This window comes from Bartonella sp. AP57NXGY (assembly GCF_042195805.1).
GTDB lineage: Bacteria > Pseudomonadota > Alphaproteobacteria > Rhizobiales > Rhizobiaceae > Bartonella.
Genome location: NZ_JBHIOZ010000256.1, coordinates 1 through 1,626 on the forward strand (window position 1 = coordinate 1; position 1,626 = coordinate 1,626).

Here is a 1,626-nt window from a genome sequence, read left to right on the forward strand (position 1 = left end):
TGAATAATGGGAATAATCCGTGAAGGTTGAATGCCCCCAATAATGGAAATGGTTGCATTGGGAATAAAAATGGTTCCCCGCCCAATCCGGTCATAAGTAAATTGACCATCTCCATTAAAAGCTTCCAAATAAAAGGAACGGTCTGTTTGATATTCCTTTCTTTCCATATCTGTTAAGAAACCGGATAATTCATCACGCACCATCAAGAGACCACGGGGTTTTCTTTTAAAAGTTCCCCAAGCTTTTCGACGGTCACATCATTGACAATAAAACGAGAGACATCCTCATCACGCGCATTGTCTTTAGAGAGGGTTTCAGACAAAAGAGCATGGGCTGTTTCAAGATCTCCTTTTTTTATTGCTTTATGGGCTTGTTTTTTCTTTTCGAATTTGTCTAAAGTTTCAAGTATCTCTTCAATTTCTTGTCTCTCTTTCTGCTTTAGCCAGTCTTTATACCATTTCTTTTGGAGGCAAGTGATAGGAGTTAAAGCGGCTTGCATGGTAGGTGTTTTCATGGTTGAAGGTTGACCAATAAGAGCCCCCCAGAGATTAGGGACAATCTTCCAATCATCATGTTGTTTTGGAGCAATCCGCACGCCATTTCCAATGACAGCAGACAATCCACATAAAGCAGAAACAGCAACAAAATCGATAGAAGATTGTTGAATATCAGCAACGTCATAAACATAGTTTATTAATGGTGTTGGAAGCAGGAATATTTTAAAAGGCTCGACGGGTAAGAGAGCCGTAGCAATCGGTTGTAATTGCCCCCAACCATTTTGTTGCAATGCGATTTCATAAGGAATGGCTTCTAAACAAGTCTTATCATTTAAAAAAACATTATCGTTATCATTGCATGAAACATTTTGATTGTTGGTATCTATAATATTGTTTTTATTCTCTCTCATTTATTTATACCTTTTCGTATCAAAACATCATTGAAATCTAGACCGTATGGGGCTTGCATGATAAAGACCTCAAAGCCTTGTCTATAGGCACGTGCAGCGAGGGTAAAACCTGCTTTACGACCAGCATCATCGCCATCCATTGCAATTGTCAGACGCCCTTTTGTAGGAGGTAAATTCACATGCATCATGCCATGGGTTGAAAGGGACGCCCATAAATTCACGGGCTCTGGTAACAGCCCAGACAGCAGAGCCAGACCGGTTTCAATGCCCTCACAAATGACCAGATGTTTTGGATTGGCTTGGCTTAAATGCACAGCACCACCCGTGACAGATCCCAACATAGCTTTGGCTGGTTTTTGATCTGTTTTGCAGCCATTGTCTTTTAAAAAGGTTCTATGAATGGCAAAGGAGCCAGCCCCCTTAACAAGAGCAACCAACGCGGGTAGTGTAACTCCAGAGGGGTGTGGACATTTGCTATGAAAACGTAAATCAGCAGGCAAATCACACGTGATCCCACGCATACGTAAATAGGTTTCTGCTAAAGTGTTTTTAATTGGTTGGCTTTGTTGCCAAATTACTTTTGCTTTCTCTGCTTTCCTTTTTGCTTGTTTGAGATCAGCACAAAACTGTTTTGAGAAAGAGAGCGTCTGATCATAAGCTTTATCAAAAAAGGCTTGTTTTCCAAGCAAGCCAATTCTAATGAGCGCTTGTATGATCTC

Annotated in this window: 1 protein-coding gene and 1 pseudogene; both read right to left on the minus strand. The window is 40.7% G+C overall.

Features of this window, described 5'->3' with window-relative positions:
* Positions 1-907 (minus strand): annotated as a pseudogene (locus ACFIL8_RS10040) (DUF3987 domain-containing protein); the annotation flags it as partial.
* Positions 904-1,626: toprim domain-containing protein (locus tag ACFIL8_RS10045; protein WP_375689649.1), on the minus strand; the 723-nt coding region annotated here is incomplete at its 5' end. The pseudogene ACFIL8_RS10040 and the gene ACFIL8_RS10045, both read right to left, overlap by 4 nt.